15 protein-coding genes and 1 pseudogene are annotated in these 14,035 nt (G+C 69.7%); 13 read left to right on the forward strand and 3 right to left on the reverse strand.

What is annotated here, in order from left to right; translation table 11 throughout:
* The coding region (locus tag ACLN58_RS09985) for a DUF5682 family protein (RefSeq protein WP_415855111.1) at positions 1–1,147 on the forward strand (1,147 nt) is incomplete at its 5' end.
* Positions 1,144–2,337 carry a VWA domain-containing protein gene (locus tag ACLN58_RS09990; protein WP_415855112.1) on the forward strand — a complete coding sequence of 398 codons (1,194 nt, stop codon included), beginning with the start codon at positions 1,144–1,146 and terminating at the stop codon, positions 2,335–2,337. The genes ACLN58_RS09985 and ACLN58_RS09990, both read left to right, overlap by 4 nt.
* 27 nt (positions 2,338–2,364) lie before the next feature.
* Here the strand turns inward: ACLN58_RS09990 and ACLN58_RS09995 are convergent, their stop codons facing one another.
* Positions 2,365–2,952, reverse strand: a complete 588-nt coding sequence (locus ACLN58_RS09995) for a TetR/AcrR family transcriptional regulator (protein ID WP_415855113.1) — start codon at positions 2,950–2,952, stop codon at positions 2,365–2,367.
* 166 nt (positions 2,953–3,118) lie between these two features.
* Between ACLN58_RS09995 and ACLN58_RS10000 the strand changes: the two genes are divergently transcribed.
* From ACLN58_RS10000 to ACLN58_RS10015, 4 genes are read left to right on the forward strand one after another with little or no spacing between them, the layout of a single operon-like run.
* Positions 3,119–3,862 carry an ABC transporter ATP-binding protein gene (locus ACLN58_RS10000; RefSeq protein ID WP_415855114.1) on the forward strand — a complete coding sequence of 248 codons (744 nt, stop codon included), beginning with the start codon at positions 3,119–3,121 and terminating at the stop codon, positions 3,860–3,862.
* Positions 3,862–6,282, forward strand: a complete 2,421-nt coding sequence (locus tag ACLN58_RS10005) for an FtsX-like permease family protein (RefSeq protein WP_415855115.1) — start codon at positions 3,862–3,864, stop codon at positions 6,280–6,282. Before ACLN58_RS10000 ends, ACLN58_RS10005 begins: the two co-directional genes overlap by 1 nt.
* A gap of 59 nt (positions 6,283–6,341) precedes the next feature.
* A complete protein-coding gene (locus ACLN58_RS10010; protein ID WP_415855116.1) occupies positions 6,342–6,467 on the forward strand; it encodes a hypothetical protein in 126 nt (41 codons plus the stop codon).
* Positions 6,468–6,517: 50 nt separating this feature from the next.
* The gene (locus ACLN58_RS10015) at positions 6,518–7,423 is read left to right on the forward strand and encodes an MBL fold metallo-hydrolase (protein ID WP_415855117.1); all 906 of its coding nucleotides are present in this window, start codon (positions 6,518–6,520) and stop codon (positions 7,421–7,423) included.
* A gap of 49 nt (positions 7,424–7,472) precedes the next feature.
* On the opposite strand, the gene ACLN58_RS10020 is transcribed toward ACLN58_RS10015, so the two are convergent.
* Entirely contained in the window at positions 7,473–7,916 is a 444-nt protein-coding gene (locus ACLN58_RS10020; protein WP_415855118.1) for a MarR family winged helix-turn-helix transcriptional regulator, read from the reverse strand.
* 90 nt (positions 7,917–8,006) lie between these two features.
* On the opposite strand from ACLN58_RS10020, the gene ACLN58_RS10025 reads away from it, so the two are divergent.
* Positions 8,007–8,348 carry a rhodanese-like domain-containing protein gene (locus ACLN58_RS10025; protein ID WP_415855119.1) on the forward strand — a complete coding sequence of 114 codons (342 nt, stop codon included), beginning with the start codon at positions 8,007–8,009 and terminating at the stop codon, positions 8,346–8,348.
* A gap of 78 nt (positions 8,349–8,426) precedes the next feature.
* On the opposite strand, the gene phnF is transcribed toward ACLN58_RS10025, so the two are convergent.
* Positions 8,427–9,161 (reverse strand): phosphonate metabolism transcriptional regulator PhnF, encoded by a 735-nt coding sequence (gene phnF / locus ACLN58_RS10030; protein WP_415855120.1) that lies wholly within the window; start codon positions 9,159–9,161, stop codon positions 8,427–8,429.
* A 224-nt stretch (positions 9,162–9,385) separates the two neighbouring features.
* Between phnF and phnG the strand changes: the two genes are divergently transcribed.
* The 6 genes and pseudogenes from phnG to phnL form a co-directional block, all read left to right on the forward strand.
* Positions 9,386–9,817: a phosphonate C-P lyase system protein PhnG gene (gene phnG / locus ACLN58_RS10035; protein WP_415855121.1), complete on the forward strand. Its 432-nt coding sequence runs from the start codon at positions 9,386–9,388 to the stop codon at positions 9,815–9,817.
* The gene (gene phnH, locus ACLN58_RS10040) at positions 9,814–10,440 is read left to right on the forward strand and encodes a phosphonate C-P lyase system protein PhnH (RefSeq protein WP_415855122.1); all 627 of its coding nucleotides are present in this window, start codon (positions 9,814–9,816) and stop codon (positions 10,438–10,440) included. The genes phnG and phnH overlap by 4 nt, the downstream gene beginning before the upstream one ends.
* A gap of 3 nt (positions 10,441–10,443) precedes the next feature.
* Positions 10,444–11,588: pseudogene (locus ACLN58_RS10045) on the forward strand (carbon-phosphorus lyase complex subunit PhnI).
* Positions 11,585–12,511 carry an alpha-D-ribose 1-methylphosphonate 5-phosphate C-P-lyase PhnJ gene (locus ACLN58_RS10050; protein ID WP_415855123.1) on the forward strand — a complete coding sequence of 309 codons (927 nt, stop codon included), beginning with the start codon at positions 11,585–11,587 and terminating at the stop codon, positions 12,509–12,511. Before ACLN58_RS10045 ends, ACLN58_RS10050 begins: the two are co-directional and overlap by 4 nt.
* Positions 12,508–13,311, forward strand: a complete 804-nt coding sequence (gene phnK, locus ACLN58_RS10055; protein WP_415855124.1) for a phosphonate C-P lyase system protein PhnK — start codon at positions 12,508–12,510, stop codon at positions 13,309–13,311. The genes ACLN58_RS10050 and phnK overlap by 4 nt, the downstream gene beginning before the upstream one ends.
* Before the next feature lie 2 nt (positions 13,312–13,313).
* Positions 13,314–14,035, forward strand: a 722-nt coding sequence (gene phnL, locus ACLN58_RS10060; RefSeq protein WP_415855125.1) for a phosphonate C-P lyase system protein PhnL, incomplete at its 3' end; no start/stop codon positions are given.

Below are 14,035 nucleotides of genomic sequence, written 5' to 3' on the forward strand. Positions count from 1 at the left end.
TGAGTCCGCGCCGACCGTCCCGTTGGCCGCAGACCTCGCCGCGACGCAGCGCCGGCTGCGCCTGAGTCCGAGCGCGCTCGAGGAGGCCCTGACCCTCGATCTCCGGAAGCCCAATCAGCTTGCGCGGTCGGTGCTCCTGCACCGTCTGGCCCTGCTCGGCGTGCCGTGGGGCCGCCCCGTCGAGGCCGGCCGAACTACTGGGACTTTCAAGGAGGCGTGGACCCTGCTCTGGCAGCCGGAATTCGCCGTCGCCCTCGTCGAGGCGAGCCGTTACGGCACGACCGTGGCCTCCGCCGCCGCGACCCGCGTGGCCGAGCGCGCGCAGGGCTCCGAAAGCCTCGCGGACCTCAGCGATCTGCTCGCGAGCTGCCTCCTGGCAGACCTGCCCCACGGGATTGGCCACGTCGTAGCGGTGCTGGCCGAGCGCGCCGCACGGCAGCCGGACGTGCCGGAGCTCCTCGGGACGATCGCGCCGCTCGCCCGGACCTGCCGCTACGGTAACGTGCGCGGCGTCGACGTCGCGGAGGTCCGGCGGATCCTCGACGCCACTGCGGTCCGGGCCTGCGTGGGGCTGCCGACGGCGTGCGCCGGGCTCGACGACGAGGCCGCGGCGGTGATGCGGCGGGCCATTGACTCTGCCCAGATGGGGCTTTCGCTGGTGCCGGACCTCCCGCTCGGCGACTGGCACCGGGCGTTGGGGGCCATCGCGGGTTCGGAGCACATCCATGGGTCCGTCGCCGGGCGAGCCACCCGACTGCTTCTCGACGCCGGCAAGGTCGACGGCGACGAGGTCGCCGCTCGGCTGAGCCGCCGGCTCTCCGTGGCGACGCCCGGGCCCGAGGCCGCGGCGTGGCTGGACGGCCTGCTCTCCGGCAGCGCCGTGCTGTTGATTCACGATCGCCGGCTTTTGCGGCTCGTCGACGCGTGGGTCGCCGGGGTGCAGGATGAGGTCTTCGAGGATGTCCTGCCGTTGCTGCGGCGGACCTTTTCGAGCTTCTCGCGTCCGGAGCGACGGGAGATCGGCGAGCGGCTCAGCCACGCGGCCGATCCGTCGGAGCAGGCCGAGACCGAGCCGCTCGACCTCGTGGGCGCCGGTCCGGCCATCCGGACCATGGCCCGATATCTCGGATGGGAGACGACCGCGTGAGCGATGACGAGGCCGAGGGCCGAGGACGGCACGGCCGCTGGCGTCTGATCCTTGGCGGCCGTGACGCCGACGGCATCACGATCGACACCAGGGGAAAGCGCGTGGAGCTTTCGGCCGATGACGCGCGCCGGGATCAGGCGCTCGAGGCGCTGTACGAGGAGAGGCCGAAAGGCCCCGGGAGCATGAGCGCGTCGAGTCCGCGCGTGGCCCGGTGGCTCGGCGACATCCGGTCGTACTTCCCGACGACGGTGGTCCAGGTCATGCAGGCCGACGCCATGGATCGGCTCGGACTCCGCCAGCTGCTCCTCGAGCCGGAGATGCTGCGCACCGTGCAGCCCGACATCGGGCTCGTGAGCACGCTCATCGGGCTGGGCCGCGTGATCCCGGAGCGCTCCCGCGAAACCGCACGCCAGGTGGTCCGCAGCGTCACGCGGGAGCTCGAGGAGCGGCTGCGCGCGAAGACCGTTCAGGCGGTCACCGGGGCGCTGAACCGCGCCGCGCGGACCCGACGGCCCCGGCACCGCGACATCGACTGGAATCGCACGATCGCCGTCAACCTCAGGCACTATCAGCCCGAATATCGGACGGTCGTGCCCGAGCGGCTCGTCGGTTACGCCCGGAGCACGAGCGAGGTGCAGCGCGAGATCATCCTGTGCATCGACCAGTCCGGGTCCATGGCCGAATCGGTCGTGTACTCGAGCGTCTTCGGGGCGGTCCTCGGCTCGCTACGGTCGGTCCGCACTCGCCTCGTGGTCTTCGACACCGAGGTCGTGGACCTGACCGATGACCTGGACGACCCGGTCGACGTGCTGTTCGGGGTGCAGCTGGGCGGCGGCACGGACATCAACCGGGCGCTCGCCTATTGCCAATGCCAGGTCGCCCAGCCGTCCGAGACGATCGTGGTGCTCATCAGCGACCTCTACGAGGGCGGAATCGCGGAGGAAATGCTCCGCCGAGCCGCCTCGATCGTTGGATCTGGCGCGACCCTCATCGCCCTCCTGGCGCTGAGCGACAGCGGCCATCCATCCTTTGACGCGAACCACGCGGCGGCGCTCGCGGGGATCGGGGTGCCCGCCTTCGCCTGCACGCCTGACCAGTTCCCCGATCTCATGGCCGCGGCGATCGAGCGCCGAGACATCGGCGCGTGGGCCGCCGCACAGGGCATCGTGACGAACCACGAGGGCCAATAGCAGGCGGACGAGCAGCGCAGGAGCGCGTCACCCGGTCCGGGCAGCAAGCGCCGCACGGATCACCGGAGCCGTGAGCGACCGGAACAGCTCGTCGAGTTCGGCGGGGGCCAGGGCAGATCCGTTGGCCACCCACCAGCGCAGGCACACCAGACAGCTCGCCACGGAGTTGCGGGCCAAGAGATCCAGCGGAACAGCGAGGGGCCGGTCCGGCCCGAAGAGGGCGCGCAGCTGTGCGGCGGCGGTGTCGTGGAGGACGGTTTCCAGTCGCGACATCACGGTGCCCGAGGCATCATGGGCCAGCAGCGCAGTGAGAAGGGGTCGCTCGTCGGCGACGTGCTGGAAGAGCAGCTCGCTGAACGGGAGCGGCCGCTTGAGCGTCGGCTGGCGCCCCGCGCCGGCCCTGTCGACGAGATCGCGCATCCCGGCGAGCGACTCGTCCAGCAGGTCGTCCTTGTCCGAAAAGTGCGCGTAGAACGTTGAGCGCCCAACATCGGCCCGATCGATCACGTCTTGCACGGTGATCGCTTCGTACGGGCGCTCGGCCATGAGGGCAAGGAGGGCTTGCGTGAGCGCGGCGCGGGTCCGGCGGATCCGACGGTCTTCGGTGCGGGTCATTTTGCCTCGTTTCGGCACGGCTTGATCCTGGTTCGTCCATAACTGGCCATTCCGGCGGGTTTTGTCGATTGCCGAGGAGCATTGCTGGAGGCTATGAAGTATAACGGACACTTTGTTCGATAACGTTCCCGGCCCTGCACCCGGGCCTTCACGCGAAGGAGCCACGATGCCGTCACTGGACACCGCGCCGTCACTGGACACCGCGCCGTCGGAAGCTGTTCTCCGAGCCCGCGGGCTGCGGAAGGACTACGCCCTCGACGGCACCGTCTTCCACGCTCTCGCGGGCATCGACCTGGAAATCGCGGCCGGAGAATTCGTGGCCGTGTTCGGCCGGTCCGGCAGCGGCAAGACGACGCTGCTCAATCTGCTCGCGGGCATCGACGTTCCGAGCAGCGGCGAAGTTGAAATCGCCGGGACGCGCGTAGACCAGCTGAGGGGGTCAGCCCTCGCGGCGTGGCGCGGCCGCTCGATCGGACTCGTCTTCCAGTTCTTCCAGCTCCTTCCCACGCTCACAGTCGTGGAGAACGTCATGCTTCCGATGGACCTGTGCGGCAACGCCCCGGTGCGGGAACAGCGCGCTCGAGCCATGGCACTGCTCGACCGGGTGGACATCGCCGATCAGGCTCACAAGCTCCCGGCTGCGCTGTCCGGGGGCCAACAGCAGCGCGCCGCGATCGCACGCGCCCTCGCGAACGATCCTCCACTCGTGCTCGCCGACGAACCGACCGGAAACCTCGACTCGGCGACGAGCGACCGGATCCTCGACCTGTTCGCCGAGCTCGCGCGCGATGGCCGCGCCGTCGTCATGGTGACCCACGAACGCGACGTATCCCGGTGGGCGAGCCGCGAAGTGGCCTTGCTCGACGGACGCATCACGCGCGACCACCAGCTCGTCCGGGCGGTGGACTGATGCGGCCCCGCTGGCGCAAGATGGCGCGCGATCTATGGGCCGCGCGCGGGCGGACCGTGGCCATGATCGCGGCCATTGCCCTCAGCGTGGCCGCCGTCACCGCCTTCCTCGCCGCCGCGTCGATCCTCAGCACCGAGATCGACGCGAACTACCGCGCGGCGAACCCGGCGTCGGCAACGCTTCACCTCACCCGTTCCATCGGACCCGAGCAGCTCGCCGTCGCGCGCGCAACGCCGGGCGTGACCGACGCGGCAGCCCGGTCGACGGTCGCCGCCCGCATCCGCGTCCAGGGCGGGCCATGGCAATCGCTCCTGCTGTTCGTGAGCGCGGACGGCGACCCCCAACGGGTCGCGTCCGTGCGCGTCGAAGCCGGCAGCTGGCCGCCGCCTGCCGGTCAGCTTTTCCTCGAGCGCACCGCCCTGCCGTTTCTCGGCGTGCACGTCGGCGACCGCGTCGAAGTGCTCGCCCCATATGGCCGACTCACGACGTTCGACGTCGCCGGGGCAGTGCACGACGGCGGAGTCGCGCCTGCCGATCAAGAGCGCACCGTCTACGCGCGGACGACGACGGCGGCGCTCGCCGAGATGGGCCTTCCGACGGGTCTCGACGAACTCGAGATCGCGGTCGGCGGACCGGGCGGCCCCAGCGGAGACGCCGCTCAGATTGAGGCCGTCGCCCAGGACCTTGCGTCTCGGCTCGGCGCAGCGGGGTATCCGACGACGTCGATCGACGTGCCGCCGCCGCTCCGGCATCCGCATTACGGCCAGATGGCCATGGTCGCCACCTCGATGCTGCTGTTCGGCGCACTCTCCTTGCTGATGAGCTCGATCCTCGTGGCGGCGATGATCGGTGGCACGCTCACCGCCCAGATCCGTCAGATCGGCGCGATGAAGGCCGTCGGCGCAACGACGTCCCAGGTGTTCGGGATGTACCTCACCATGACCGCGGTGATCGCTGGTCTGGCGACGGCCATCGCCGTCGCGCCGGGCCTGCTGCTGGGCCGATTCATCGCGGGCCTTGGCGGCTCGATGCTCAACCTCGATATCGACCCGACCACGATGTCGCCCCTCGTGATCGTCGTTGCGATCGCGGCCGGCGTCCTCGTTCCCGTGCTCGTCGCGGTTCCCGCCCTGCTCCGCGGGACCCGCCGGACCGTCAGGGAGGCCATCGACGATCACGGGACCGAACCCGTCGGCGCGACCGCCCGGCTCCTGACCGTGCTGCGCCGCCTTCCGCTGGGCCGCGACACAGCGATCGCGGCACGCGGACTGCTTCGCCGCCCTGGCCGGTTCGCCCTCACGGTGGGCATGCTCGCCCTCGCCGGCGCCGGCGCGATCACGGGCCTCAACACGTCCATCGGCTGGGACCGTCTCGTGCAGAGCGGTCTCGACGCCCGCGCCTACGACGCCGAAGTTCGGTTCGCCGGTCCCGTCGCCACGGCGTCCCTCCGCGAGATCACGGACGCTGTCCCCGGCGTCTCGCGCACAGAGCCCCTGCGAGCGCTGCCCGCGACCGTCCACGGCGCCGCGCCCGTCGACGTCGTGCACGTGTATCCCGATGACGCGCACGGCAGCCTCACGATGGTGGCCCCGCCGCCGAACGCCTCGTTCACCGCGCCGCCGATCGTGGCCGGGCGATGGCTGCGCGACGACGACATGGAAGCCGTGGTCCTCACGACCTTGGCGGTCGCGCAACAGGCGCCGGCCGCCGTCGTCGGCGATCGCCTTCCGTTGACGGTCAACGGAAGGACGTCGAGCTGGACGATCGTCGGGATCGCGCAGGAGTTCGGCACCCAGGGAACGGCCTACGTCACGAGCGCCGAGTTCACCGCGGCCAGCGGCACTTCCGCCGATGCGGCCACGATCCTTCGGCTTGGCGCCGCCGGGACCACACAGGCGGACCGAAGCCACGCCCTCGACGGGTTGACCGCGGTCCTCGACGCCAAGGGGCTCCCGGTCGAACGCGCGTTCACCACCGACGCTCTCAGGGCGGCCCTCGATGGTCACGTCTTCGTCCTCGTCGAAGCGCTCTTCGTCATCGCGGCGATCATGGCGATCGTCGGGCTCCTCGGGCTCAGCACTTCGCTCAGCACGAGCGTCACCGAGCGCACCCGCGAATACGCCATCATGCGCACGATCGGGGCGACGGGAGGATTCATCCGCAGCACGGTTGTCATCGAGGGCGTGCTCACCGCGAGCGCGGCGCTCGTGCTCGCGATCATCGCCGCGATCCCCGCGGGCGCCGCGCTCGGCGTCTTCATCGGCCAGAACGCCTTCCGGCAGGACCTGCCCTTTACCTATGCCCCTGCCCCGCTGCTCATCTGGTCGTTGCTGAGCCTCGCGGGGGCGGTCGTCGCGACCATCGCAGCCGCAAACCGAGCGGCCCGCCTCACCGTCAGTCGGGCCCTCACGATCAGCTGAGGCGACAGACCCAATCCCCCGCCGGCCAACGCCGGCGCCGAACGAAAGGAAGCCCGCACATGACCCGCCGCCGCCTTCGAATCGCTCTTCTGGCCGTCGTCGCCGTGATCCTCGTCCTGGCGACGATCCACTTCACGATCAACGGATTCCCAGAACTCGGTTCGCTCAACCCACACGCCAAGTGACCGCCCATCGCAAGCCCGTCATCAGACCGTCGGACCCCAAGGAGCACCTCATGCCCATCTCCACTCCCACAACGCAGCCGGCGCCCGTCGTCGTCGGTCGTTGGGCCGTCGTCCCCGTCATCGACGCCGTCGGACCCGCCATGCAGGCGCGTGCCGCCTTCCCGGCTCTGCCGCCCGACGAGCTCACGGCCCTTCTCAACGAGTTTGGCGACGCCCACTCGACATCGGACCGCGGCCAACTCATCCTGGCCTCCCAGGGGTTCGTGATCCTCGGGCCGGGGCGCGTCATCCTCGTCGACACGTGCCTCGGCGGCCCCAAGGTCCCGGGCGGGACCGGCATGCGCGGGTTCAGCTCCCGCTGGCTCGCATCACTGGAGGCGGCCGGGGCGCCAGCGGAAACAGTGGACACGGTGATCAACACGCACCTGCACCACGACCACGTCGGCTGGAACACCCGCCTCGGAGACGACGCGGCCCTGACTGCCACGTTCCCCGCCGCCCGCTACCTCGTAGCCCGCGCCGACTACGAACACTTCGCCGGCTCCTCCGGGACGCCGCCACAGCGGCACATCGAGGAGTGCATCGCGCCGCTCGATCGTGCGGGCGTCCTCGAGCAGGTCGCCGGCAAGGTGAGGATCGACGACGGCGTGCGGCTCGTTCCGGCGCCCGGCCACACACCGGGGCACATGGTCGTCGAGGTCTCGGGAGACGGGCGCCGGGTCCTGCTCGCGGGAGACCTCATCCACCATCCGCTTCAGCTGCGCCGCCCCGACGTCTCGGCCGCCATGTGCGTCGACCCGCGCCTTTCGGCCGCGACTCGCCTCGAGGTGCTGGACCGCTACGCCGACACGGACACAGTGTTCCTGGCGAGCCACCTCCCGCGGGGCGGTGTGCTCCGTCGCGACGGCGACGCGTTTCTGCTGGAGACCGAAGGGCCGCGCCACGGTCTCATCTGAGCCCTTCGAGGGATTGCCGTGCTTCCCTGGTCAGACTGCCGGATCCTGGTCAGACTGCCGGATCTTGGATCTTGCCGAGAACCTGGGACAGAAAGACGAGTTCTTCGTCGCTCAGCCGGGACGCGAAGTGCTCCTCGATCGCCCGCAGGTAGACCGGGGCGGAACGGCGGAACTCGGACAGCCCTGCGTCGGTGATGACCGCGAATGCCGAGCGCCGGTCGTCCGGATGGCCTTCTTTGCCCACGAGGCGACGGGCAGCCAGTTCGTCGACGAGGCGGCTGACCCGCGACCGGCTCAGAACGACGCGTTCCGCAAGGTCGGTCATTCTGAGCCGGCCGTCTGGCGCGGCTGCCAGTTCGAGCAGTACGTCATACCAGGACAGCGGCAGGCCGGTCTTGCCTTGGACTTCCCTGTCGAGGACCGGGACGAGCGCAGCGTGCACGCGGAGCAGCGCGCCCCAGGCGTCGGAGGCAAGCTTCCTGCGAGGTGGCATGGCGTCCACCCTACTCGGGATTGTGTGCGCACGCACGCATCCGTATAGTTGTGTGCGCACGCACCTAACTATGAAAGGAAGACACCCCTCATGACAGAACTCATCGGCCGGGACGAACTCAAGGCGGCCATCGACTCCGGAACCGTGACCGTCGTCGACGCGCTCGGGGGCATGTACTACGAGCAGCAGCACCTTCCGGGCGCGCTGCCGCTCGTCGAAGCCGACGTCGCGGCGCAGGCACCGAGCCTGCTGCCGGACAAGGCGGCGGCGATCGTCACCTACTGCTCGAACGAGACGTGCCCGAACAGCCAGGCCGTCGCGAACCTCCTGACGGCGGCCGGGTACAGCAACGTCCGCAAGTACAGGGATGGCATCCAGGACTGGGTGGAAGCCGGCCTGCCGGTCGAGTCCGGGGTGTTCGCGCGCGCCTGACGCGTTCGGACATTCCTCTCCGGGCCCCGCCGCTGGCCACCCTGTCCGCGGCGGGGCCCCAATCCCTACGAACCCCGCTCAGCCTTGCGGCGGGTGCTCGACGTCGAGCTCGACTCGTGACGCGGCGAACCGCGTGACGCCCAGCTGTAGCGGAGTGCCATCGGGCAAGGCGTCGAGGGCGCGGACTACGAGCACGACAGAGCCGGCGGGGAGCTGCAGCTCCTCGGCTTCCTCCGCCGTGGCATGCCGGCCGCCCACAGTGGTCGAGGCGCGCACATAGTCCTCGATGCCAAGTGCCCGGAGTGCGCCGGTGATTGTGCCTTCGGCAGCGAATTTCTCGGGAAGGCCCGGGACGAGCTCGGCCACGTACCATTGCGTTCCGCGCGAGATCGGGAGCCCGTTGACCGAACGGATCATCTCCAGGCGGAGCGCAGGTCGGCCGCCCAGACGCAGCCTTTCCGCGATATGGGCGGGCGGGTCCGATTCGAGGGCCCAGTCCAGCAGGCGCCCGGACGCGGTGCCGCCCCTCGCGAGGCTGTCGCTCAGTCGAGTGCGGGTGCCGATGCGGTGCACGAGCACTGTGTGGTCGGCGACGAAGGTGCCGCTGCCGCGGCGGGAGACCACGAGCTGTTCGGACGTGAGGGCCGCGATGGCCTGCCGGACCGTGTTGCGGTGAACCCCGAAGCGCTCGGCCAGTTCATTCTCGGAAGGCAGCCTCGTCCCCGGAGGGCTCGCTCCGTCGACGATCTCGCGGCGCAGCTCCTCGGCGATCAGCCGCCACGTCGAGTATCCACTCGGCGACCTGCTCTGCATCGTCATCTCGTAGCTACCGTCATCTCGAAGCAACCCTATAGGAACGGTTTCAGCGGTTCCCCCGATGTTCTCTCATAAGTTCCCCGATTGTTCACCAAGGCCGCACATCCGGCGGGTAACGTGAAGTTATCTAGATATCTAGACAACTTCTCGGAGGACGTGTGAGCCCACAGATGACGCAGCCCGGACGTGCGAGCAAGCAGATCCAGCTTCGACAGAGCTGGATGCGTACGCTGGCGATGGCCAGCAGGCCGGCGCTCGAGCGGGCCTGGGCCCACTGGGCTCCTCAGCCGGCCGTCGAGCTGATCCGTGGGCCTCAGGCCGGACTCGTCATGGTGCGCAGCCGCATCGACGCGGGCGGGGCCCGCTTCAACCTCGGGGAGGCAACGGTGACCCGGGCGACCGTACGGCTGCACGGCGGCCCCCTCTCGGCCGACGCTGTCGGCAGCGCCTACGTGCTCGGCACCGACCTTGAGCACGCGCGCCTCGCGGCGATCTTCGACGGGCTACTTGCCGACGAGGGGCAGCACGACCGTGCCATGGCCGAAGTCGTCGCGCCACTGCAACTGGCCCAGACCCAACGCGACGCCGCTCGCCGCGCCGAGGCCCGGACCACCCAGGTGGACTTCTTCACCGTCGCACGGGAGCACGAGTGATCGGCTCGGCGGGCCGCTCGCCCGCGATCCCGTCCCCCGGCTTCGTCGATCCCCCACGCGACGCGCAGCACGCGTTCCGCGCGATCCTCGACGCGCTCGCCCGCCCCACGCGGAGTTTCCCGCTCAAGAGTCCCCCGCAGCCTCCGGCAGCGCTCGGCCGGGGCCTCGCCGCCGTCGCACTGACCGTCCTCGACGAAGACTGCACGGTATGGCTCGGCGGCGATCTGGATGACCCCGAGGTCACGGCGTGGCTCGACTTCCACGCCGGAGCACGACGCGTCGAAGCATCCAACGCCGACTTCGTGTTCGCATCGCCCCGGTCCCTGCCGCTGCTCGACTCGCTGCGGCTCGGGACCGACGAGGCGCCGCACCTTTCGACGACCGTTGTGCTCGACGTGCGCGGATGCCAGGGCGCGCGGCGCTTCAGCGCGGAAGGACCGGGCATCAACGGCGCGGCCGTGGTCGACGCACCGTGGGCCGACAGTGCCTTCGCCGAGCAGTGGCGGCGAAACGCCGCCCTCTTCCCGCGCGGCGTCGATCTTCTGCTCGTCGATGCGGACACGATCTCTGCGCTGCCGCGGACCACGCGGCTCACACCCACCCCCGACGGACAGGAGGACTGAGCGATGTACGTCGCGGTCAAAGGCGGAGAAAAAGCGATCGCCAACGCACACGCTCTCCTTGCGAAGGAGGGGCGCGGCGACGGGGAGGTTCCTGCAATCCCCCACGAGGCCGTCGCCAGCCAGCTCGCGGTGCTCGTGGCCCGCGTGATGAACGAGGGCTCCCTCTACGATCGGGAGCTCGCGTCCCGCGCCGTCCTGCAGGCTCAGGGCGATGTGCTCGAGGCGGTCACGCTCGTACGTTCCTACCGCACGACGCTCCCGCGCTTCGGCTAACGCTTCCGGTCGACACGTCGCGGCTTCCACCGCAGCGGCGCGTCTCGGCGACGTTCAAAGATCTGCCGGGCGGTCAGCAGCTTGGCGCGACCTTCGACTACACCCACCGCCTCTTCGCGGACCGGGGCGACGAGGAGACCGCGCTGGCGGATGCGGTGAGCGGTACGGCCGACGGTATGGCTAGCAGTACGGCCGACGGCGAGACGATGCCGCGCGTCGCCGACCTGCTCGGCACCGAGTCGCTCATGGAGCCCGAGCGGCCCGAAGGCTTCGATGACCCCGAGCCGGCCGACCTCACGCGGGAGCCAACACTCTTCCCCATGAGCCGCGCGGAACGCCTCCAAGCCCTCGCGCGCGGGGACGAGGGATTCCTCCTCGGCCTCGGATACTCGACCCAGCGCGGCTTCGGGCGCACCCATCCGTTTGCAGGCGAGATCCGCGTGGGCGAAGTGGAGGTCGAGTTCGAGGCGCCGGAACTCGGCTTCGCGGTTCCGCTCGGCCGCATCGAGGTCACCGAGTGCCAAATGATCAATCAGTTCACCGGGAACGATGAAACCCCCGCCCAATTCACGCGGGGCTACGGCCTGGTCTTTGGCCGGGCCGAGCGCAAGGCGATGTCGATGTCCCTCGTTGACCGCGCACTCCGCGCCGACGAGTTCGGCGAGCGCATCGTGGCTCCCGCGCAGGACGAGGAGTTCGTGATCCACCACGCCGACAACGTTGAGGCAACCGGATTCGTGGAACACCTCAAGCTGCCGCACTACGTCGACTTCCAGGCAGAACTCGGCCTGGTGCGCCGGCTCAATGCGGAATTCCGGGAGCGGGTGGAGGCCGCACCGGAGGCCGGCCCGCAGGAGATGGAGACGCTGGCATGACGGAGACGCAGGCAACCCCGCAGCCCGTCTACAGCGTGGGCTACCTCGACGAGCAGACGAAGCGGATGATCCGCCGGGCCCTGCTCAAGGCTGTGGCGATTCCCGGGTTCCAGGTGCCGTTCGCCTCGCGCGAGGTGCCGATGCCGCGAGGCTGGGGCACCGGCGGAGTCCAGGTCACGGCGGCGATCATCGGCGGAGACGACGTGCTCAAGGTCATCGACCAGGGCGCCGACGACACGACGAACGCCGTCTCGATCCGCGCCTTCTTCGCGAAGGTGGCGGGCGCGAGCACCACAACGCGCACCGACGAGGCGACGATCATCCAGACTCGTCACCGAATCCCGGAGAGCGAGCTGACCGAGGGGCAGACGATGGTCTACCAGGTGCCGATCCCTGAGCCGCTGCGGTTCCTCGAGCCGCGCGAGACCGAGACCCGGCGCATGCACGCGCTCGAGGACTACGGTCTGATCTACGTGAAGCTCTACGAGGACATCGCCAAGTACGGCCACATCGCGACGACGTACGCCTACCCCGTGATGGTCAATGGGCGATACCTCATGGACCCCTCCCCAACGCCGAGCTTCGACAACCCGAAGCTGCACCAGAGCCCGGCTCTGCACCTGTACGGCGCGGGTCGCGAGAAGCGCATCTATGCGGTGCCTCCGTACACGGACGTGGTGAGCCTCGGGTTCGAGGATCATCCGTTCGAGCCGCAGCGCTTCGATCAGCCGTGCGCAGTCTGCGGCTCGACGGGCGTGTACCTCGACGAGATCATCACGGACGATTCGGGCGGCGTCATGTACGCCTGTTCGGACACCGATCACTGCGAGCGCACGGCGGCCGTATCGGCTGCCGTCTCGGAGGCATCCGCTCGCGCCGACGGGACTGATGAGACTGACGAGACCCAGGAGGCGCACGAATGACGCTCGAGCAGCTCAGCCTCGGGGCCGACGAGCGGCCGCTGCTCGAGGTTCAGGGCGCGAGCCATCGCTACGAAGACCGCTATGGATGCCGCGACGTGAGCTTCGCCCTGTGGCCAGGCGAGGTCCTCGCCGTCGTCGGCGAGTCCGGCTCGGGCAAGTCGACGCTCTTGGGGACGCTCTCGCAGCGCCTCAAGCTCAGCGAAGGGAGCATCCGCTACCGCCTCGCCGACGGCGCCGCCGTCGAACTCGCCGAGCTCAGCGAGAGCCGCGTGCGCCGGCTATGGCGCACTGAGTGGGGCTTCGTGCATCAGAACGCGGCCGACGGCCTGCGCATGCACGTGAGCGCGGGCGGCAACGTGGGAGAGCCCCTCATGGCGACCGGCTGGCGGCACTACGGCAGGATCCGCGCCGCCGCGGCCGAGTGGCTCGAACGGGTGGAGATCCCGGCACATCGCATCGACGACACCCCGGCCTCGTTCTCGGGTGGCATGCGCCAGCGGCTGCAGATCGCCCGCAACCTCGTGGTCTCGCCGCGGCTCGTCTTCATGGACGAGCCGACGAGCGGTCTCGACGTCTCGGTCCAGGCACGCCTCCTCGATCTGCTGCGGTCCCTCGTCGCCGAACTCGGCCTCGCGGTCGTGATCGTGACCCACGATCTCGCGGTCGCCCGCCTGATCTCGCACCGCACTCTGGTCATGAAGGACGGGCGAGTAATCGAGTCCGGCCTCACCGACCGCGTGCTCGACGATCCGCAGGCCGCCTACACGCAACTGCTCGTTTCCTCGATCCTGCAAGGATGACCGTGACACGCATCAGCCCGACCCCCGCCGAGCCGACCCTCGCCGTTTCCGGCGTTGACAAGACCTTCACCATGCACCTCCAGGACGGAAAGCAGCTACCTGTGCTGCGCGGAGTGACCTTCGAGGTGTACTCGGGCGAGTGCGTCGTGCTCGGCGGCACGTCCGGCGCGGGCAAGAGCACGATCCTCAAGATGGTCTATGGCAACTACGCTGCCGACGGCGGGAGCATCCTCGTGAACGCGGGCGTCCCCGTGGATATTGCCTCGGCAGATCCGCGACGGGTCCTCGCGGCTCGCCGGGACTCGCTGGGCTACGTCAGCCAGTTCCTGCGCTGCGTCCCGCGCGTCCCGGCGCTTCAGGTAGTCGCCGAGCCCCTCACGGAGCGTGGGGTAAGCATCGCCGAGGCACGTGACCGCGCCGCCGCGCTGCTCAAACGCCTCGCGATCCCCGAGCGGCTCTGGTCGCTCCCACCCGCGACCTTTTCGGGCGGCGAGCAGCAGCGCGTCAACATCGCCCGCGGATTCATCACGGACCTGCCGCTGCTCCTGCTCGACGAGCCAACCGCGTCCCTCGACGCGGCCAACCGCGACGTCGTCGTCGGGCTCATCGCCGAGAAGCGCGCCCGCGGCGTCGCGATGCTCGGGATCTTCCACGACGCCGAGGTGCGCTCGCGGGTCGCCGACCGCGTCATCGACGTCGAGCATTTCGCGCCGCTTCTCGAGGC

This window comes from Sinomonas sp. G460-2, from assembly GCF_047759905.1.
GTDB lineage: Bacteria > Actinomycetota > Actinomycetes > Actinomycetales > Micrococcaceae > Sinomonas.